At 72.7% G+C, this 18154-nt stretch carries 13 protein-coding genes; 5 read left to right on the forward strand and 8 right to left on the reverse strand.

Annotation, left to right across the window (positions count from 1 at the left end):
* Positions 1-775, forward strand: a 775-nt coding sequence (locus E8D34_RS20955; protein WP_206056738.1) for a hypothetical protein, incomplete at its 5' end; no start/stop codon positions are given.
* 140 nt (positions 776-915) lie between these two features.
* Here the strand turns inward: E8D34_RS20955 and E8D34_RS19745 are convergent.
* The 6 genes from E8D34_RS19745 to glp form a co-directional block, all read right to left on the reverse strand.
* On the reverse strand, positions 916-1464 hold the full coding sequence (locus tag E8D34_RS19745) for a hypothetical protein (RefSeq protein ID WP_136595376.1): 549 nt from the start codon (positions 1462-1464) through the stop codon (positions 916-918).
* Positions 1465-1492: 28 nt separating this feature from the next.
* Positions 1493-2914: a hypothetical protein gene (locus tag E8D34_RS19750; protein ID WP_136595375.1), complete on the reverse strand. Its 1422-nt coding sequence runs from the start codon at positions 2912-2914 to the stop codon at positions 1493-1495.
* Entirely contained in the window at positions 2914-4638 is a 1725-nt protein-coding gene (gene treS, locus E8D34_RS19755; RefSeq protein WP_136595374.1) for a maltose alpha-D-glucosyltransferase, read from the reverse strand. Before treS ends, E8D34_RS19750 begins: the two co-directional genes overlap by 1 nt.
* On the reverse strand, positions 4635-6665 hold the full coding sequence (locus E8D34_RS19760) for an alpha-1,4-glucan--maltose-1-phosphate maltosyltransferase (protein ID WP_136595373.1): 2031 nt from the start codon (positions 6663-6665) through the stop codon (positions 4635-4637). Before E8D34_RS19760 ends, treS begins: the two co-directional genes overlap by 4 nt.
* Before the next feature lie 82 nt (positions 6666-6747).
* Complete coding sequence (locus E8D34_RS19765) at positions 6748-7380, reverse strand: hypothetical protein (protein WP_206056737.1); 633 nt, start codon at positions 7378-7380, stop codon at positions 6748-6750.
* A gap of 72 nt (positions 7381-7452) precedes the next feature.
* Entirely contained in the window at positions 7453-8679 is a 1227-nt protein-coding gene (gene glp, locus E8D34_RS19770; RefSeq protein ID WP_136595372.1) for a gephyrin-like molybdotransferase Glp, read from the reverse strand.
* Positions 8680-9071: 392 nt separating this feature from the next.
* On the opposite strand from glp, the gene glgP reads away from it, so the two are divergent.
* On the forward strand, positions 9072-11699 hold the full coding sequence (glgP, locus tag E8D34_RS19775; RefSeq protein ID WP_136595371.1) for an alpha-glucan family phosphorylase: 2628 nt from the start codon (positions 9072-9074) through the stop codon (positions 11697-11699).
* Between the two features lie 9 nt (positions 11700-11708).
* Here glgP and glgX read toward each other — a convergent pair whose 3' ends face one another.
* On the reverse strand, positions 11709-13925 hold the full coding sequence (gene glgX / locus E8D34_RS19780; protein WP_136595370.1) for a glycogen debranching protein GlgX: 2217 nt from the start codon (positions 13923-13925) through the stop codon (positions 11709-11711).
* A gap of 147 nt (positions 13926-14072) precedes the next feature.
* Here glgX and E8D34_RS19785 point away from each other — a divergent pair, with 147 nt between their 5' ends.
* The 3 genes from E8D34_RS19785 (at position 14073) to E8D34_RS19795 (ending at position 16404) form a co-directional block, all read left to right on the forward strand.
* Positions 14073-14480 (forward strand): hypothetical protein, encoded by a 408-nt coding sequence (locus E8D34_RS19785; RefSeq protein WP_240771363.1) that lies wholly within the window; start codon positions 14073-14075, stop codon positions 14478-14480.
* Between the two features lie 163 nt (positions 14481-14643).
* On the forward strand, positions 14644-15435 hold the full coding sequence (locus E8D34_RS19790) for an electron transfer flavoprotein subunit beta/FixA family protein (protein WP_136595369.1): 792 nt from the start codon (positions 14644-14646) through the stop codon (positions 15433-15435).
* 15 nt (positions 15436-15450) lie between these two features.
* Positions 15451-16404 (forward strand): electron transfer flavoprotein subunit alpha/FixB family protein, encoded by a 954-nt coding sequence (locus tag E8D34_RS19795; protein ID WP_136595368.1) that lies wholly within the window; start codon positions 15451-15453, stop codon positions 16402-16404.
* Between the two features lie 94 nt (positions 16405-16498).
* Here E8D34_RS19795 and E8D34_RS19800 read toward each other — a convergent pair whose 3' ends face one another.
* A complete protein-coding gene (locus E8D34_RS19800) occupies positions 16499-18073 on the reverse strand; it encodes a hypothetical protein (protein ID WP_136595367.1) in 1575 nt (524 codons plus the stop codon).
* Positions 18074-18154: the final 81 nt, after the last annotated feature.

Genomic DNA, 18154 nt, shown 5'->3' on the forward strand with positions numbered 1-18154 from the left:
GGGCGTCAACACGATGGAGGTCCACGACGTGGCGGGCAACGTCACCACGGTGACCTTCACGCTCGACACCACCGGGCCCGTCCTCACGGAGAAGGACGGGTCGTCGGAGACCTCCCGCTCGTACTCGATCGACGACGGCGAGCTGGGGAGCGGAGTCGCGGGAGTCCGTGTCAACGGTCAGGACCGGCCGCTGACCGTCAGCCGGTGGTCGGACGTCAACGACATCATCGACGGCAACCACTGGGGCGCCCTGGCCGGGGAGAACATCCTCGTCGCCTACGACGCCCTCGGCAACGAGACGACGCTGACCTTCACACTGGCCTCGTCGGTGATCCCGCAGCCCGAGCAGGTTCCCGTCCCCGAGGCAGAGAGCCCGACGGCCGAGGAGGGCCCCGCTGTCGAGGAGAACCCTGCTGTGGACGAGGGCCCCGCTGCGGAGGAGAGCCCCGCCGTGGAGGAGCAGACCCCCGCCGGCGTCCCGGACGCGGAGGAGGACGAGGTCGCGGCGCCGCACCTGCCGATCCCCCCTGTCACGTCGTCGCCGGAGGTGACCGCGGTCCAGCTCGTCGCCTCCCGTACCGCTCCGGTCGCTACGTCGCTTCCCGCCACGGGCAGGATCGTCGGGGCGCCACAGGCCGCCTCTGGCGACGAGGGGGTCGGGCCGGCCGCCGCCTCGACGGACCGGGACCGGTCCGAGGTCCCGATGCTCGGCGGGTGGGGCCTGATGGCCATGCTCGGCTGCGCAGGAGCGCTGTTCCGGCGCTTCCGCGCCTGATCGCCCCCCCGACGCCGCCGGGCAGCCCCTCCAGCGGCCCGGCGGCGGCGACCGGGCGCCGGCTCGGCCGCGGCGCGGCGCTCGGGGAGCCCGGGGTCACGGTCGGGTAGCGGGTGTCGAACGGTGATCGACCAGGTGAGTCAGGCGGCGTTCCAGAGCCGGTACAGCGCCCGCGGTAGGCCCCAGACCCCGCGCGCGGTCGTGCGGTCGTCGGCGTCCAGCACCCCGAGCTCGCGCCACTGCGGGGTCAGGTGGCTGAGCGCCGCGGCCAGCACCTCGAGGAAGCCCTCGGGGTCGTCGATCTCGCCCTCGATCTCCTCCAGCGCGTTGACGTCGGCGAGCACGGCCTCGGGGTCGAGCGCGGAGCCAGGCCCGCGGTCGACGACGCCGAGGGCCAGGCCGAGCCAGTCCGCGTGCTGCAGTGCCGCGACGGCCGACATCGTCTCGATCTCGAGGTCGTCCAGCTCGCGGTCCTCGTCCGGCTCGTCGTCCGGTGCGATCGTCTCGGCCAGGGCGTCGAGCCAGCGCGCGTCCTCCTCGCCGACCTCGTCGCCGAGGCCGTCGACCCGCTCGGCGAGGTAGTCGGCCGCGGCCTGGTCGACCGCCTCGAGCTCCTCGAACCAGGAGTCGATCTCCTCGTCTGTGATGTCCCACTCGCCGGGCACGTCGCCGGAACCGTCGTCAGCCATGCCACCCAGACTAGGCACCGCGCCGGGCTCAGGTCATCCGCTCCACGGCGCCCAGGGGGATCGGCAGCCACAGCGGCCGGTTGCGGGCCTCGTAGGCGCACTCGTACACCGCCTTGTCCAGCACGTACGCCGTCAGCAGGGTGTGCTCGGCGGCGGTGAGGTCACGCACCTCGGCGCCGGCCTCGGCGTCCGCGCCGACGTAGGCGGCCAGGAAGGCCTCCTGGTTGCGCGCGGCCCACTCCCAGGCGCGCCGGCCCAGCTGGGCGAGGACGTCGGGGTCGTCGTCGGTGCTGGAGGCGAGCAGCGCGTGGGCGGCGTAGTCGAAGGAGCGCAGCATGCCGGCGACGTCGCGCCACCGGGAGTCGGGCCGCAGCCGCTCGGCCAGCGGCTTGGCCGGCTCGCCCTCGAAGTCGACGACCTTCCAGGCGAGCGTGGTGCGCAGGGTCTGGCCGAGGTGCAGGTCACCGTGGACGCGCTGGACCTCGATCTCCGCGACGTCGGCGACGGCGCGCAGGGCTGCGCGCAGCGGCGTCGCGTGGGGTGCGAGCTCGGGGACGACCTCCAGCGCGGCCTCGAGGCGTGCCAGCATCCCGGCGGAGACCTCGTCGCCGGGGACCGTCCCGGTGCCGAAGGCGTCGCGCAGCTCGGCGTGGATGTCGGCCAGCGCGATGCCGAGGCGGGCCGCCTCGGCCGCGAAGTCACCGCCCACCTCGTCGGCGTGCAGGTCGGCCTCGGCGAACAGGTTGCGGACGCTGGTCAGCGCCAGGTCCCAGCCGTCGGTCGCGGTGCGCAGGAACTGCTGGAGCATGCCCAGCTGCAGCGGCCCCTCGGGGGGCTCGGCCTCCTCGCGGAACTCCACCCAGCCGTAGAGCTCGGCGACGTGGGTGGAGCCCACCTCGGTGAGCACCCGGTGGGTGGCGATGTCCGGGTTCGACCCCGGGGTCACCTTGCGGAAGAGCTTGAGCACCGCGTCCTCGCCGAAGAGCACCGAGGAGTTCGACTGCTCGCCGGTGAACAGGCTGGCGGGCGCGGTCAGGTCCAGGTCGTGGCCCGCCAGCCGGACGAAGACGAGTCCCTCGGTGTCGTCGCCCGGCGCGGAGCCGGGCACGAAGGCGGCCAGCACCCGGGCCATCGCCGCCCGGTCGTGCACGGCGTCGTAGGCGAAGACGGTGCCCCCGGCGCAGTCGGGGTCGTCCCAGACGCCGACGGTGGCGTGGCCCAGCTGCTCCTGCGGGACGTCGTACAGCGAGAGCGGTACCTGGTACTGCTCCGAGGTGCCGTCCTCGTAGGTCACCGTGGCCAGGTCGACCGCGATCCGCGGGCCCTCCGGCACCGGATCGGTGATCAGGAGGCGACGCACGTGGCTCACCTCGAAGCCGCGCCCCTTGCCGCCGAACCACCGGGCCCGGTCCAGGAAGGTGTGCAGGTCTGCGCGGATGTGGTCGCTCATCAGAGCACGGGCCTCCCGGAGTCCGGTGCGGTCAGTCGGAACCAGTAGAACCCGTAGCCGGTGAGAGTGAGCAGGTACGGCAGCTCCCCGATCGCAGGGAACGGGACCCCGCCGAGGAGCTCGACGGGCACCCAGCCCTCGAAGCGGCGCAGGTCCAGCTCGACGGGCTGGGGGAACCGGGAGAGGTTGTTGACGCACAGGATCACGTCACCGCCGGCGCCCGCGCCGACCCGCTCCGGGTCGGGCGCCAGCTCGCGCACGTAGGAGAGCACGGTCGGGTTGGAGCCGCCCAGGTCGGTGAAGGTGCCCAGCCCGAACGCCGGGTGCTGGCGCCGGGCGTGGATCATCCGCCGGGTCCAGTGCAGCAGGGAGGAGGGGCTCTCCAGCTGCGCCTCGACGCTGACGGACTGGTAGCCGTAGACGGGGTCCTGGATCACCGGCAGGTGCAGCTTGCCGGGGGTGGCCGAGGAGAACCCGGCGTTGCGGTCCGGGGTCCACTGCATCGGGGTGCGGACGCCGTCGCGGTCGCCGAGCCAGATGTTGTCGCCCATCCCGATCTCGTCGCCGTAGTACAGGACGGGGGAGCCGGGGAGCGAGAGCAGCAGCGCGGTGAACAGCTCGATCTGGTTGGTGTCGTTGTCGAGCAGGGAGGCGAGCCGGCGGCGGATGCCGATGTTGGCCTTCATCCGCGGATCCTTGGCGTACTCGCCCCACATGTAGTCGCGGTCCTCGTCGGTGACCATCTCCAGGGTGAGCTCGTCGTGGTTGCGCAGGAAGATGCCCCACTGGCAGCCGTCGGGGATCTGCGGGGTCTGCTCCAGGATCTCCGAGATCGGGATCCGCGACTCTCGGCGCACCGCCATGAAGATGCGGGGCATCACCGGGAAGTGGAACGCCATGTGGCACTCGTCGCCGCCGACCGAGGGATCGCCGAAGTACTCCACCACGTCCGAGGGCCACTGGTTCGCCTCGCACAGCAGCACCCGGCCCGGGTAGTGGTCGTCGACGAACTTGCGCACGGTCCTGAGGAAGGCGTGGGTCTCGGGCAGGTTCTCGCCGTTCGTGCCGGGCCGCTCGTAGAGGTACGGCACCGCGTCGAGACGGAACCCGTCCAGGCCCATGTCCAGCCAGAACGCCATCGCGTCCAGGATCGCCTCGTGCACGGCCGGGTTGTCGAAGTTCAGGTCCGGCTGGTGGTGGAAGAACCGGTGCCAGTAGTACTGGCCGCGCTCGGTGTCCCAGGACCAGTTGGACGGCTCGGTGTCGACGAAGATGATCCGCGCCTCGGCGTACTCCTCATCGGTGTCGGACCACACGTAGAAGTCGCCGTACGGGCCGTCGGGATCCGACCGCGAGGCCTGGAACCACGGGTGCTGGTCGCTGGTGTGGTTCATGACGAAGTCGATGATCACCCGGATGCCGCGTTCGTGGGCCGCGTCGAGGAACGCGTGGAAGTCCTCGACGGTGCCGCACTCGGGGAGGATCCCGGTGTAGTCGGCGACGTCGTACCCGCCGTCGCGCAGCGGCGAGGTGAAGAACGGCGGGATCCACAGGCAGTCGACGCCGAGCCAGTGCAGGTAGTCCAGCTTCTCGATCAGGCCGCGGAAGTCGCCGGTGCCGTCGGCGTTGGCGTCGCGGAAGGAGCGCACCAGCACCTCGTAGAAGACCGCGGTGCGGTACCACTCCGGCTCGTCGTTGAGTGGGGTCAGGCCCGTGCCTGTCATGGCTGCGACCACCTCACGCTCAGCACGTGCGCGGGCTCGCCGTGCGGGTCGAGCTGGACGTAGTTGTGCGGGCCCCAGGTCCAGTCCGCCCCGCTCAGCTCGTCGTGGACGGCGAAGGTGGCGCCCTCGGGCAGGCCGAGCGCGGCCAGGTCCAGGTGGACGTGGGTGGTCCGGGCGTGGTGCGGGTCCAGGGTGAGCACCACGATCAGCCGGTCGACGCCGTCGGGGGAGTCGGGGGAGCCGGACGCGGCGGTCTTGCTGAAGCAGAGCACCTGGTCGTCCTCGGTGGCGTGGACGCGCAGGTTGCGCAGCTGCTGCAGCGCGGGGTGCGCGCGGCGCAGCTCGTTCAGGCGGGTCAGGTACGGCGCCAGGCTGGTGCCCGCCTCCTCGGCGGCCGCCCAGTCGCGGACCCGGACCTGGTACTTCTCCGAGTCCAGGTACTCCTCGCTGCCGGGCCGCACGGCGACGTGCTCGCACAGCTCGTAGCCGGCATACACGCCCCACGCCGGCGAGGCCATCGAGGCCAGCACGGCGCGGATCTTGAAGGCCGGCGGGCCGCCGTACTGGAGGTACTCGTGCAGGATGTCGGGGGTGTTGACGAAGAAGTTCGGCCGCACCCGGTGCGCGGACTCCGCGCTCACCTCGCGCAGGTAGTCCTCGACCTCGCCCTTGGCGGTGCGCCAGGTGAAGTACGTGTACGACTGGTGGAAGCCGACCGCGCCGAGCGTCTGCAGCATCGGCGGCTTGGTGAACGCCTCGGAGAGGAACAGCACGTCGGGATCGGTACGGCGGATCTCGGCGAGCAGCCACTCCCAGAAGGCCACCGGCTTGGTGTGCGGGTTGTCGACCCGGAAGATCCGGACGCCGTGGTCCATCCAGTACCGGACCACCCGCAGCACCTCGGCGGCCAGGCCCTGGGGGTCGTTGTCGAAGTTGAGCGGGTAGATGTCCTGGTACTTCTTCGGCGGGTTCTCGGCGTACGCGATGGTGCCGTCGGCGCGCGTGGTGAACCACTCCGGGTGCTCGGTGACCCACGGGTGGTCCGGCGCGCACTGCAGCGCCAGGTCGAGGGCGACCTCCAGGCCGAGCTCGCCGGCGCGCGCCACGAACGCGTCGAAGTCGTCGATGGTGCCCAGGTCGGGGTGGATCGCGTCGTGGCCGCCGTGCCTGCTGCCGATCGCCCACGGCGAGCCCGCCCAGTCCGCGGGCGTCGGGCCGGGCTCGGTGAACACCGTGTTGTTGGGGCCCTTGCGGTTGACCTCGCCGATCGGGTGGATCGGCGGCAGGTAGATCACGTCGAAGCCCATCGACGCGACGGCGTCGAGACGCTTCGCCGCGGTGGCCAGCGTGCCGGGGACGACCTTGCCGCTCTTCTGCTTGATCCGGGCGCCCTCGGAGCGGGGGAAGAACTCGTACCAGGAGCCGTACAGCGCGCGGGTCCGGTCCGCGAAGAACGGGAAAGGACCCTCCACGGTGACCAGCTCGCGCAGCGGGTGGGCGCGCAGCGCCGCGATCACCTCCGGCGCCTCGAGGGCAGCCAGCCGGGCGGGCACCGGGCGGGCGGTGTCCGTGGCCGCCGCCAGTGCGCCGGCGAGCGCGTCCCTCTCCGCCGCGGCGCTGGCCGGCAGGGTCGCGGCGACCCGCTCCAGCAGCAGCCGTCCTTCGAGGAACATCAGCTCGGTGTCGACCTCGGCGCGGATCTTGATCCCGGCGTCGTGCTGCCAGGTCGCCACCGGGTCGGACCACGCGTGGATCTCGAACGCCCAGGCGCCGGGGAGGTCCGCGGCGACCCAGGCGCCGTACCGGTCGACCGTGTGCCGGTCGATCGTCGGCAGCGGATCCATCCGCACCGGCGCTCGCCGTGAACCGTCCGGGGCGACCAGCACCACCTCCGCGCCGAGCCGGTCGTGGCCCTCGCGGAACACCGTCGCCGACACGGGGAAGGGCTCGCCGACGGCCGCCTTGGTAGGGGCGTCGCCGCCCGCGAGCACGGGGCTCACGTCGATCACCGGGATGCGTCCGACCATGCCGCCCACCCAACCGGTGACCGCCGGTCCGTGCAAGGTGCCGCGTGCGAATCGAGACGGATTTGTCGAGAGTCTCAGCAGGTCATCCGCGGGGCGGGCGCCGCGAGAGCGTCGCGGCGACCACCAGCCCAGCGAGCAGCGCGCCGAGCGAGCCCAGCGCCTCGTCGCCCAGGGTGTCCTCGTAGGCCGTGCCGAGCTCGGTGCCGTGCCGGATGAAGGTGTACCACTCGCCGAGCTCCCAGCCGATCGCGAGCAGCGCCCCGAGCCCGGCGACGAGCAGCACCACGGCCCACCGCGGGCGGACGGCGCCACAGGCCAGCAGGCCGATCCCGGCGCACAGCAGGAACCAGTTGACGAAGTGGTTGGCGTCGTCCCACCACACGACCGTGTCGTAGAGGTCGAGCGTGTTGCCGGTGACGTCGATCAGGAACGGCAGCATCACCAGCGTGAACGCGCCCCACGGCGGGGTCGGCCGGGGCGACGGCTCGGCGCCGGCACGGCGGCCGGGGCGGGTGGCCAGCCACCACCACGCCGGTGCGACGAGCATCATCAGCGGGTAGGCGACCAGTCGGGCCCCGAACGCCTTGCCGGAGAACTGCGGCAGGTCCGGGGCCAGCGTCGCCAGCAGCAGCTGGCCGACGGTGGCGGTCAGCACCAGTGCGGGCACCCACCACGGCGTGCCGCGTCGGAGGGTGGGTGTCGTGGTCGTGGTCACCGGCGCATGGTGCCCGACGACGCGTCCGGCGGCAGCCGAACGCAGGAAGCCGGCGCCGGCGCTGAGGCACGGTCAGCCGATGAGCAGGTCCCAGACGGTGACCGGCTCGCCCGCGCGCACCGCGGTCTGCTCGGCGGGCAGGTCGATCAGGCAGTCGGCACCGGCGAACCAGCCGAGGAAGCCCGACCCCGGGGGGCCCCACGGCGCGACGGTGCCGGCGGCGCGGTCCCAGCGTCCGCGCCGCAGCTGGCGCTTGCCATCGGGGGAGACCAGGTCCTCGGTCAGCGTGGCGGTCGCGGTCGGCCGGTCGGGGACCGGGTGCCCGAGCAGCCGACGCAGCGCGGGGCGCACGAAGACCTCGAACGAGGTGAGGGCGCTGACCGGGTTGCCCGGCAGGCAGACCACCGGCGTGCCGGCGAAGGAGCCGGCGCCCTGCGGCATCCCGGGCTGCATCGCGACCTTCCCGAACGCGACCCCGCGGGGAGCGAGCGCCTCCTTGACCACCTCGTAGGCGCCCGCGCTCACCCCGCCGGAGGTGATCACGAGGTCGATCGGCGCGTGCGCGGCCAGCGACTCCTCGAGCGAGTCGAGGAACGCTGGTACGTCGTCGGCGACCCAGCGACGACGGAGCGCCTCGCCACCCGCGTCGGCGACCGCCGCGGCCAGCATCGCGCTGTTGGAGTCGCGGATCTGGCCGGACTCCGGCAGCGGGTCCGCGGCGAGCTCGGAGCCGGTGGAGACCAGGAGCACCCGGGGGCGCCGGCGGACCAGCACCTCGCGCACGCCGAGCGCGGCCAGCGCGCCGAGCTGGGCCGCGCCGAGCAGGGTCCCGGCGGCGACCACCTCCTGCCCGACGGCGACGTCGGAGCCGGCGGCGCGGACGAAGGAGCCGGCGGCGCGCGCGGCGCGGATCCGGACCCGCTCGGTGCCCCCGTCGGTCTCCTCGACCTCGACCACGGCATCGGCGCCGGTCGGCACCGGCGCGCCGGTCATGATCCGGTGGGCCGTCCCGGGCTCGAGCGCGCCGCGGGCGGCGCCGGCCGGTATGTCGGCGGCCACCGGCAGGTCGACGGGGGAGTCGGGGGAGGCGCCGGCGATGTCGCGGGCCCGGACCGCGTAGCCGTCCATCGCGGAGTTGTCGAACGAGGGCAGCGCTTCCGGCGCGGTCACCGGCTCAGCCAGCACCCGTCCGAGCGCGTCGCCGGTGCCGATCCGCTCGGCGCCCAGCCCGGTCGGGTTGCCGGCGTCGAGCAGGAGCGCGACGCGCCGCTGGTGCTCGACGACGGGGACGGGGGCCACCGGGCCAGCGTAGTGGTGGCGTCGCGGCGTCCGGTGGTTTCGAGGCTCGGCGCCGGGGCGCCTCGCACCTCAACCACCGGTGGGCGATCGGCGGCCGACTGCGTGCGCGGCAGCGTGGCGCGAGCGCAGCGAGCGAGCTTTCCCGCGATGCAGACGCGGCGAGACGCCAGGACACCGCGACCACCGCGGCGGCCGACTGCGTGCGCGGCAGCGTGGCGCGAGCGCAGCGAGCGACATCGCTCGCGCCATCCAACGCTGGGTCCGCGGGCGAGGAAGCCCCCATGACTCCTCCTCGCCCGCGGTGACCGTTTAACGTGACACCGGGTCACAGTGTTACGGCTCATATCCAATTGGTTCTTTTAACGATCCAGAGACGGCGCTAGGTTCGGCGCATGCGTGCGATCCGCCGTTTCTCGGTCCGCCCGGTCCTGCCCGCCGACCTCGCCGCGCTCGGCGAGCTCGCCGCCAACCTGCGCTGGTCCTGGCACCCGCCGACCCAGGCGCTCTTCGCGGAGGTCGATCCCGACCTGTGGGCCGACCATCACCACGACCCGGTCCGGCTGCTCGGCGCGGTCAGCAGCGAGCGGTGGGCGGAGCTGGCCGCCGACACCGGCTTCGTCGAACGGGTCGCGCGGGCGCGCGCCGACCTGGCGTCGTACCTGAGCGCGGACCGCTGGTACCAGAAGGTCAGCGTCGCGGAGGCGGAGACCGCCTGGCCGGCCGCGGTGGCGTACTTCTCCCCGGAGTTCGGGATCACCTCGGTGCTCCCGCAGTACTCCGGCGGCCTCGGCATCCTCGCCGGCGACCACCTCAAGGCGGCCAGCGACCTCGGCGTGCCGATCGTCGGCGTCGGACTGCTCTACCGGCACGGCTACTTCAAGCAGTCGCTCTCCCGCGAGGGCTGGCAGCTGGAGTCCTACCCGGTCCTGGACCCCGACGAGCTGCCGATCTCGCCGTTGCGCGAGGCCGACGGCTCGGTGGCCACGATCAGCCTCGGCATGCCCGGCGGCCCCGACCTGCTGGCCCGGATCTGGGTGGCCCAGGTCGGTCGGGTGCCGCTGCTGATGCTCGACACCGACGTCGAGGGCAACCCCGACCACTACCGCGAGATCACCGACCGGCTCTACGGCGGCAACAGCGAGCACCGGCTGCGCCAGGAGCTGCTGCTCGGGGTCGGCGGGGTCCGCGCGCTGCGGGTCTGGTCGCGGATCACCGGCGCCCCCGCCCCCGAGGTCTTCCACACCAACGAGGGCCACGCCGGCTTCCTCGGCATCGAGCGGATCCGCGAGCTGACCGCGGACGGCGGCCCCGGCCTGACCTTCGAGGAGGCGCTGGAGGTCGGCCGAGGCTCCACGGTCTTCACCACCCACACCCCGGTCCCGGCCGGTATCGACCGGTTCCCGCGCTCCCTGATCGAGCAGTACCTGGACGCGGCCGGCGGCGCCACGCCGGAGGTGCCCACGGACCGGGTGCTGGCACTCGGCGCCGAGGACTACGAGGGTGGCGACCCGGGCGTCTTCAACATGGCGGTGATGGGGTTCCGGCTGGCCCAGCGCCTCAACGGCGTCTCGCTGCTGCACGGCGAGGTCAGCCGCGGCATGTTCAAGGGCCTGTGGCCGGCCTTCGACACCGAGGAGGTGCCGATCACCTCGATCACGAACGGCGTGCACGCGCCCACCTGGGTGCATCCCGAGGTGTTCGCGATGGCCGCCGCCCACGGGGCGCTGGCCGACCCGACAGAGGTCGGCTCCGCCGAGGACACCGCGGCCTACTGGGCGGCCGTCGACAAGGTGCCCGGCACCGAGGTGTGGGCCACCAAGCGTCGGCTGCGCGAGCACCTGGTCGCGGACGCACGGCGCCGGCTGCGTCGCTCCTGGGAGAAGCGGGGCGCGACGCCGGCCGAGCTCGGCTGGATCGAGGAGGCGCTGGACCCCGACGTGCTGACCATCGGCTTCGCGCGCCGGGTGCCGTCGTACAAGCGGCTGACGCTGATGCTGCGCGACCCCGACCGACTCCGCGGGCTGCTGCTGCACCCCGAGCGCCCGGTGCAGCTGGTGATCGCTGGCAAGGCGCACCCCGCTGACGACGGCGGCAAGCGGCTGATCCAGGAGCTGGTCAGGTTCGCCGACGAGGCCGGCGTGCGGCACCGCATCGTCTTCCTGCCCAACTACGACATCGCGCTGGCGCAGCCGCTCTACCCCGGCTGCGACGTCTGGCTCAACAACCCGTTGCGCCCCTACGAGGCGTGCGGCACCTCGGGCATGAAGGCCGCGCTGAACGGTGGGCTCAACCTCTCCATCCTCGACGGTTGGTGGGACGAGTGGTACGAGCCGGAGTTCGGCTGGGCGATCCCCTCGGCCGACGGCCCCGGCCTCTCCGGCGACCCGGACACGCGCGACGACCTCGAGGCCGCCGCCCTCTACGACCTGATCGAGCACGAGGTGGCGCCGCGGTTCTACGAGCGCGACGCCGACGGCGTGCCGGTGCGCTGGGTGGAGATGCTGCGCCACACCTGGAAGGAGCTCGGTCCCAAGGTGCTGGCCACCCGCATGGTCGGCGACTACGTGCGCCGCCTCTACGCCCCCGCGGCGGGTGTCGGCAGGACGCTGGACACCCCCGACGACGGCTACCGCCGCGCCCGGGAGCTGGCCGCGTGGAAGGCCCGGGTGCGCGGCGCCTGGTCCGGGGTCCGGGTCGAGCACGTCGAGTCGCACGGTCTCCCTGACGTCACCGAGGTCGGGCACAGCCTGGAGGTGCACTGCTACGTGGCGTTGGGGGAGCTGGCGCCCGAGGACGTCGAGGTGCAGCTGGTGCACGGCCGCGTCGACGCCGAGGACGTGCTGGAGGGGGCGAGCGCGAGCCCGCTGGCGCTGGTGGAGTCCTACGAGGGCAACCGGCACCGGTACGACGGCGGCGTCGAGCTCACCAGGAGCGGGGCGTTCGGCTACACGGTGCGGGTGGTGCCGCGCCACCCGCTGCTGATCTCGCCCGCCGAGCTGGGCGTGGTCGCCACCGCGTGAGGCCGCCGGTCAGGACTCCTGGAGCACGACCACGCTGCGCCCGCTGATCCGCAGGCTCTCTCCGGCGCTGACCTCGGTGCCGCACGCCAGATCGGGATCGGTGGAGAGCGCGACGGTGCCGCGCGCCACCCAGTCGTTGTCGGGCAGGAACAGGTCCACCGGGTCCGGTCCGGCGTGGTACCAGAGCAGGAACGAGGAGTCGACCTGCTGCTCGCCCCGCGGTCCGGGCGCGCGGAGCGGGCGCCCCGAGAGGAACATCCCGAGCGTCTGCAGGCCGTGGTCGTGCCAGTCCGCCGGGGTCATCTCCCGCCCGGTCGGGTGCAGCCAGGCGAGGTCCTTCGGGCCGTCGGCGATGGTGGGCCGGCCCTCGAACCAGTGCCGCTGGCGCAGCGCGGGGTGGTCGCGGCGCAGCCGCAGCGCGGCCCGGGTGATCTGGTAGACGTCCAGCCACGCCTCGGGCTCGCCGTCCGCGCCCGGCTCGGCCTGCCAGCGGACCCAGGAGATCTCGTTGTCCTGGCAGTAGGCGTTGTTGTTGCCGCGCTGGGTGCGCCCGCGCTCGTCTCCGGCGGTCAGCATCGGCACCCCGTTGGACAGGCACAGCGTCGCCATCAGGTTGGCGGCCTGGCGGCGTCGCAGGGCCACGATGTCGGCGTCGTCGGTCTCGCCCTCGACCCCGTGGTTCCAGGAGCGGTTGTTGTCCGAGCCGTCCCGGTTCTCCTCGCCGTTGGCCTCGTTGTGCTTGTGGTCGTAGGAGACCAGGTCGCGCAGCGTGAACCCGTCGTGGGCGGTGACGAAGTTGACCGAGTTGTAGGCCGAACGGCCGTCGTCGGCGTACAGGTCCGAGGAGCCGGCCAGCCGCGTCGCCACCGCGTGCAGGCCGCTGGACCGGCCGCGCCAGAAGTCCCGGATGGTGTCGCGGTACTGGTCGTTCCACTCCACCCACGGCGGCGGCATCCGGCCCACGAGGTAGCCGTCCATCGAGGCGTCCCAGGGCTCCGCGATCAGCTTGACGTGCCGCAGCACGGGGTCCTGACCGATCGCGATCAGCAGTCGGCAGGCCATGTCGATGCCGGCGCCGGTGGCGTCGCCGGTGCGGGTCAGCGCCGACATCAGGTCGAAGCGGAACCCGTCGACGTGCATCTCGGTGACCCAGTACCGCAGCGAGTCGAGGATCAGCCGCAGCGCGAGCGGGTCCTCGGCGTTGACCGTGTTGCCGCAGCCGGTGACGTCCCAGTACGTGTCGTCGAACGGGCCGAGCAGGGGGTCGGCGTCGTCGACGGTGGTGGGGCCGCCGTTGGGCGGCACCCGGCGGTAGAAGCCGCGGTCGTCGAAGCCGCGGAAGCTGATCGAGGGTCCGTCGGGACCGGCCTCGGCGGTGTGGTTGTAGACCACGTCGAGGATCACCTCGAGACCCGCGCGGTGCAGGTCCTTGACCATCTGCTTGAACTCGCGCACCTGCCCGCCCCGGTCGCCCGACGCGCTGTAGGAGGCGTCGGGGGCGAAGTAGGAGATCGAGTTGTAGCCCCAGTAGTTGCCCAGGCCGCGATCGGTGAGCGCCGGCTCGGAGAAGAACTGGTGCACCGGCAGCAGCTCGACCGCGGTCACGCCGAGGTCCTTGAGGTAGTCGGTGACCGCGGAGTGACCGAGCGCGGCGTAGGTGCCGCGGAGGTGCTCGGGGATCCGGTCGTGCAGCTGGGTGAAGCCCTTGGTGTGCACCTCGTAGATCACGGTGTCGCGCCACCGCGTCTTCATCGGCGCGTCGCCCTCCCAGTCGAAGGCGGGGTCCACGACCACGCTGCGCGCGGTGGCGTCGGCGGAGTCCAGGGTGCTGGGCAGTCCGCGGTCCTCGGCGTCGTGTGCCAGCAGCGCCGGTCCGGGCGTGATCGTCCCGGCGACCGCGAGGCCGTACGGGTCCAGGAGCAGCTTGTTCGGGTTGAACCGCAGCCCGTGGGTCGGCGCCCACCGGCCGTCGACCCGGTAGCCGTAGCGGTCACCCGGCTGGACTCCGGGTACGGCGCCGTGCCAGATGCCGAGGGACTGCTCGGTCAGCGGCAGTCGACGCTCCCCGCCGTCCTCGTCGAAGAGGCACAGCCACACCGCCTCGGCGTGGGGCGAGTAGACCGCGAAGTTGGTCGCCTCCGGCGTCCAGGTGGCGCCCAGCGGCCAGTTGCGGCCGGGCCAGGTCGGCGCCCGCTCCCCGAGTGTCTGCCACATCCCTGGAGTCACCGCGTCATTGTGCCCCGCCGCCGGTGGCGCCTGAGGGGTTCGGCCCCGATCCGGGTGTTCCCGGGGCGTGATGCAGGGCACAATGCCGGCAGTGGTCTGCTCCCGCCGGCGAACCGGCGTACCCCACCGAAAGCGACGGAACCCCCGATGACGGAGAAACCCTCGACCGGCCCCGAGCGGGCCGACGACGCCGACGTGTCGGAGGCGGCCGCGCCCGCCCCCCGCCGCCGTCCGGTGCCGTCGGTGAGCATGGAGCGGGCGCGCGGGGCGGTGGCCCGGGTGGTCTGGGTGGCCTGCTTCCTGATCGCCCTGGTGCTCGCGTCCGCGGCGTTCAGCTACGCGCTGGACGCCAATGCGAACAACGACCTGGTCAAGGCCGTGCGCCACCTCGCCGACCTCTTCGACCTGGGGTGGTTCGACCTGGACAACCCGGTGTGGGCCGCCGACCCCGACGGCCCGAACGCGCTGACGAAGACGGCGCTGGCCAACTACGGCGCCGCCGCGGTGGCCTACCTGGTGGTGGGCCGGATCCTGGAGCGGCTGATCCGCCCCTGACGCCGCGCGCGGCTGGGCGTGTGAGGTACCCCACTCGGGACCGGTTTCATCCCGTTAACCGCGGAGGGTAGCCTGCCCAACGCCGTCCAACCCGGGCCACACGTCCCCGTTGCGGGGACGCCAGAGTGCACAGGAAGAGGAAGGGGCCGTTCCGGCCACAACCATGAACATTGTTGTCTGTGTGAAGTACGTCCCCGACGCCACCGCCGACCGGCGGTTCGAGTCGGACAACACCGTTGACCGCGTCGGCGTCGACGGTCTCCTCTCCGAGCTCGACGAGTACGCCGTCGAGCAGGCGCTGCAGCTCAAGGAGAAGCGCGCCGACGAGGAGATCACCGTCACCGCGCTGACCGTCGGTCCGGAGAAGGCCGTCGACGCGGTCCGCAAGGCGCTGCAGATGGGTGCGGACTCCGCCGTCCACGTCCAGGACGACGCGATCGCCGGCTCGGACGCCGTCGCCACGTCGCTGGTGCTGGCCAAGGCGATCGAGAAGATCGGCCAGCCCGACGTCGTGATGTGCGGCATGGCCTCCACCGACGCCGGCATGTCCGTCGTGCCGGCGATGCTCGCCGAGCGCCTCGGCCTGCCCCAGGTGACCATGGCCGCGGTCGTGGAGACCCAGGGCAACCAGGTCCGGATCAAGCGTGACGGCGACACCGCCACCGAGGTCGTCGGCGGCACCATGCCGCTGGTCATCTCGGTGACCGACCAGTCCGGCGAGGCCCGCTACCCGTCCTTCAAGGGCATCATGGCGGCCAAGAAGAAGCCGCTGGAGACCTACACGCTCGCGGACCTCGGCGTGGACGCCGGCCAGGTCGGCCTCTCGGTGGCCTGGTCCGCCGTGGAGGAGACCGCCGCCCGCCCGCCGCGCACCGCCGGCGAGATCGTCAAGGACGAGGACGGCTCGGGCGCCACGGCGCTGGTCGAGTTCCTCGCCTCGAAGAAGTTCATCTGAGGAGCGCACTGAGACATGTCTGAAGTTCTGGTTCTCGTCGACCACGTCGACGGCGCGATCCGCAAGCCCACCTTCGAGCTCCTCGCCATCGCCAAGCGCCTCGGCGAGCCCGCCGCGGTCTTCATCGGCGGTGCCGACAAGGCCGCCGCGGCCGCCGAGACCCTGAAGGGCTACGGCGCGGACAAGATCTACACGGTGGACGACACCGAGATCCGCGGCTACCTGGTCGCCCCGAAGGCCGAGGTCCTGCAGCAGGTCGCCGCCCAGGCGTCCCCGGCTGCGATCCTGATCCCCTCCTCCGCCGAGGGCAAGGAGATCGCCGGCCGCCTCGCGATCAAGCTGGACTCCGGCCTGATCACCGACGCCGTCGACGTCGCCGAGGGCGGCGTGACCACCCAGTCGGTGTTCGCGGGCAACTTCACGGTGACCGCCAAGGTCACCAAGGGCACGCCGATCATCACGGTGAAGCCGAACGCCGCCGCTCCGGAGGAGGGCGCCGGGGCGGGTGTCGTGGAGCAGTTCGCCGCGACCATCTCCGACGCCGCCAAGACCGCCCAGATCGTGGCCTCGCAGCCGCGTCAGGCCACCGGTCGCCCGGAGCTGACCGAGGCCGCGATCGTGGTCTCGGGTGGCCGTGGCACCGGCGGTGACTTCGCCGCGGTCGAGGGCCTGGCCGACTCGCTCGGTGCCGCCGTCGGCGCCTCGCGTGCCGCCGTCGACTCCGGGTGGAAGCCGCACACCTTCCAGGTCGGCCAGACCGGCAAGGTCGTCTCGCCGCAGCTCTACGTGGCGAACGGCATCTCCGGTGCCATCCAGCACCGGGCCGGCATGCAGACCTCGAAGACCATCGTCGCGGTCAACAAGGACGAGGAGGCGCCGATCTTCGAGCTCGTCGACTTCGGCGTCGTCGGCGACCTGCACTCGGTGCTGCCCGCCGCCACCGCGGAGATCGAGAAGCGCAAGGGCTGAGCCGCCCGACGGCTCGACCCGTCGTACCGCGAAACGCCCCGTCCGGACCTGGTCCGGACGGGGCGCTTCGTCGTGTGCGGGGTGGAGGGCCGGGCTACTCCTGGACCAGGCCGATCTGCTCCACCCGGCGGATCGTGCGGGCGCCGTCCTTGCCGCCGATGCAGACCTTGCGACTGCTGATGTTGTTCGTGTAGTCGGACTCGATCAGCGTGCGGGCGCCCGTCGCCTCGTGCGCGATCGGGTTGCCCTCGACCCAGATGTTGTAGCAGCCGTTCGGCAGCCCGCGGAGCTTGAACGACTGCCCGGCGCGGAACTGGGCGTACGTGTCGCCCCACCCGGAGTCCAGGACCTCGCGGATCGACAGCGAGTCGAGGTCGCCGCAGGCCGTGCTCAGGTCGCTGTTGTCCACGTTCCACACCGCGCCGTCGACGGTCAGGTCCACCGCGTCGGTGTTGGCCAGGCAGAACGCCTCCTTGCGGGACTCCACGCCGTGGTCGTGCTCCCCGGCGACGTCGGGCCGCTCGCCCACCGGGAGCAGCGAGTACGACGCGAACGACCGGAAGTGCCAGTGCTGGTGTGTCCGCTTCGGGTCCCACTCGAAGCTCCCGACCCGCACGTAGTCGGGGAGCTGGTGGCCCTCGGCGTCGAAGAAGTACTGGTAGCCGTCCATCAGGTCCTCGCCGCTGCGCCGGAACCCGTCGACGACCAGCGGGGAGTCGCCGGCGTTCCACACGGTCGCGGCGAACTGCAGGAAGTTCCCGTTGCGCGAGATCTGCAGGCCCCACGCGGGAAGGGCCCGCAGGTCGGGCTGCGGGGTGTCCGGCGGGAGGTCGCCGGGGTCCACCGCGCGGGCCGGCGTCGGTCGGACCGCCGACGGCCGCAGCTCAGCGTCGGGTCGGGCGGGGCGCGTGGGGTGCGGGCGACAGCCGCGCAGGAAGACGCCGCAGGACGGCTCCTTGCGGACCACCAGGCGGGTGGTCGCGGTGCGCTGGTCCTGGCTCATGCCGAGCGCCGCGGCCCACCGGCGGGCGACGGTGACGGAGACGTCGTACCGGCCCCGGGGGATCTCCATCCGGCGCCACGGGTCGCCGATCGTGCCGGCGTAGCCGGCGGGGATGCCCTGCACGGCGCCCAGGCTGTAGGGGTTGTAGTAGCAGTACCGCGGGTAGGGCGAGCTCGGCGCGGCGTCGGGGTCCACCCGGTCGGAGACCTGGCCCAGGCAGGCGCGCAGGCCCCGGGTGAACGGCTCGCGGTCGCCCAGTGGTTCGAAGCGCAGCACCAGGAAGCGGCGCAGCCGGTTCAGGGTGGGGGTCAGGTCGTCGCCGAGCGTCCTCAGCGAGCCGTCGGAGAGCTTCAGGGACGCGGTGATCGGGTCGTCGTAGGAGGACCGGTTGAGGTGCACCTCGAGGTCCGCGCCCTCGACGAGCAGTCGGATGCCGAGGTCGGTGTAGACCCGCGGTCCCCAGGACTCGACCACCTGGCGGGCGGGCATCGAGAGGCGGAGCGTCGGTGCGACCGGCGGGTCCTCGGCGGCCCCGGCTCCGGGCGGCCCGGCCAGCGCGGTGAGCGCGGTCAGCGGGAGCACGGCGCACAGCGCCGCGGAGAGGAGCGCGGCCCGGCTCCGGGGACGCCCGCGACGGTGGGGGCGGTGCAACGCGTGCAATGACATGGTCGTTCCTCTCGGGTTGTCTGGCGAGAGTGTGACGGTTGAGACGACCCGGAGGTTGCCTGATCGCGCAACTAGGCTGGT

Origin of the sequence: Nocardioides sp. GY 10113 (genome assembly GCF_004919105.1) — a bacterium.
Lineage (GTDB): Bacteria > Actinomycetota > Actinomycetes > Propionibacteriales > Nocardioidaceae > Nocardioides.